Source organism: Spiroplasma endosymbiont of Megaselia nigra (genome assembly GCF_003987485.1).
Classification (GTDB): domain Bacteria; phylum Bacillota_I; class Bacilli_A; order Mycoplasmatales; family Mycoplasmataceae; genus Spiroplasma.
Window position 1 is genome coordinate 1 of sequence record NZ_RCOO01000160.1, and the last position, 2,545, is coordinate 2,545.

The 2,545-nt window shown below is 29.5% G+C and carries 2 protein-coding genes; both read left to right on the top strand.

The annotated features are described in order from the left end of the window. Positions 1-312: 312 nt before the first annotated feature. Positions 313-528: a YneF family protein gene (locus D9R21_RS05645; RefSeq protein ID WP_126821439.1), complete on the top strand. Its 216-nt coding sequence runs from the start codon at positions 313-315 to the stop codon at positions 526-528. A gap of 291 nt (positions 529-819) precedes the next feature. Beyond that, positions 820-2,545 (top strand): PTS sugar transporter subunit IIC (locus tag D9R21_RS05650; protein WP_241568800.1); only part of this gene is annotated, 1,726 nt, incomplete at its 3' end.

A 2,545-nucleotide genomic window follows, 5' to 3' on the forward strand; every position in this document is an offset into this window, starting at 1 on the left:
CCCTTTGCCATATAAAAAATGTTTCTCCTAACTTTATATATTTAATAATAACCTAGAAAGGTTTTTTATTTCATATTCTCAGTTAAAAGAAACATTGTATAAACTTATATGAGTTTATTTTATTTTTATATTGATAAAATGACAAAATAACAATATGTACAATGATAATATCATTGCTATCCATACTAAATGTAATCGAAGAAAAGCAGATTCTTAAAAACCATGAAAATAAGACTTATTTTAAAAAATATGTTAAAATATTATAGGAATTATGCTAATAATTACTTATTACAAAAAAGGAGGACAACAAGAATGCCTTGATGAGGAGGACTTATTATTGGGATTGGTTTTTTAGTTATTGGTGGGGTTTTAGGATTTTTAATTACCAAAAAAATTGTGCAAAAACAATTACGTGATAATCCCCCAATTACTGAAAAACAAATTCGGGCAATGTATATGCAAATGGGACGCAAACCGTCGGAAGCAGATATTAAAAAGGTTATGAATTCAATGAAACGTGCAAAATAAGATTGGATTTAATATCTTTTGCCAATAATGTAACACATGTTAGATTAATAATCTAACATGTGTTTTTGTTTTACCAAATAATTAACATTAGAAATACTTTTGCATAAATTTGCAAAAAATTTACAATTTTACTAGTTATTACCAAAAAGAAGAAAACAAATTGCAAAGAAGAAAGAAAAAAATAAAATCAAAATAGACATATGTTACATATGTTATGTTGATTTAAGATGTTAGAAGAAACCTTCGTTATCTTAATACTACAAAGATGATAATTAGCAAGGAGAGATAAAAATGTCGAGTTTTTTATCTTTAACAACTGGCGATTATGTTTTAAATTTCTTTAAAGAATTTATTGGCACACCAGCAATCTTGATTGGTTTATTTGCTCTTGTTGGTTGTTTATTACAACGCAAGAAATTAACCGAAACAATTTCAGCAACAATTAAAACAACTATCGGGTTTTTAATTATCGGTGGGGGAACTGGGATTTTAGCTGGTGCAGTTGGTAAATTAGGAAATGCTTTTAATTTATTGTTTGGGATTAATGGGATTATTGCTAATAATGATGTTATTCCTGGGTTATTTTTAAATAGTTTACCAAAAATTGTGTTAGCTGGATCATTAATTATGATTTGTGCAATGTTATTAAATATTTTATTAGCACGGATTGCCACTTATAAATATATTTATTTAACTGGCCATGTCTTATTTTACTTATCAGTAATGTTTGCTAGTGTTTTAAATTTAGTGGGGTTAAATTTAGCTGAAGATTTACCAATTATTGTTATTACTGGTGCATTATTGGTATCGTTATGAATGATTATTTCGCCAGCATTATTAAATAAATATGTCATTAAAATTACGAAATCCGATACCTTAGCAGTTGGTCATACCGGATCATTATCATACTTGTTTTCTGCTTGAATTGGAATTGTAATTGCAAAAATAAGTCGTAAACCACTTAAATCAACAGAAGAAATTAAGTTTCCAAAAGGATTAAGCTTCTTACGTAATACTAATATTGCAATTGCAATAACAATGTTTTTCTTATACTTAATTATTTACTTTACTGCATGGGGTGTGAAAGGCTATGATGCCTTAGTTAATGCTAACATTCTTAATACTGGTCAAGATGTTTTTGTCCAAGGATTATTACAATCATTTACCTTTGCTGCTGGGGTTGAAGTATTACTAATTGGGGTTCGAATGTTTATTGCCGAAATTGTTCCTTCTTTTAAAGGAATTTCTCAAAAGTTAGTACCAACTGCAAAAGCAGCATTAGACTGTCCAACAATGTTTCCATATGCCCAAAATGCGGTCTTAATTGGTTTTATTGCCTCATTTCTTGGCGAAATCATTGGTATGGCAATTACAATTATTATTGTTCATCAAATTGGTTGACAAGATAATAGTTTTATTGGCTGAGCAATTGTGATTCCAAGTATTGTTCCGCATTTCTTTGTCGGAGCAACCGCTGGCGTCTTTGGGAATGCGTATGGAGGCGTATGAGGAGCAATCTTTGGTCCATTTCTAAATGGGATTTTAATGACTTTTATTCCATTCTTATTTTTTGGTTTAAAATATATGCATACATTAACAAATGCTAATGGTAGTTTAAACGGTTTAACATGAGGAGATAGTGATTTTCTCTTAGGTTTGCCAATTGCTGGGTTAGGACAGTTAGTTGGGCGAAAAGTTAGTTTATGATTGTTGCCAGTTCTTGCCGTTATCCTGTGACTAATATTACCACTTCTTAATTTAATAACTTTTTTACGAACAAAAAAACATTACCAAACAAACCCGCTTCCTATTAAAACTAATCTTAATGTACCATCCAAGCAACCTATCACTGCTTCAAACCTGCCACTTAAAACTACCGATTGTAATAAACTTGTTGCTGTTTGCGGACAAGGATTAGATCCTTGTAATATTTTTCCCTGTTGATATAATTTAAATATCTCATTATCTCTTTCAATTAAAAAATTTTTAGTTTCATTGTTTGTTTCTATTCTTTTAT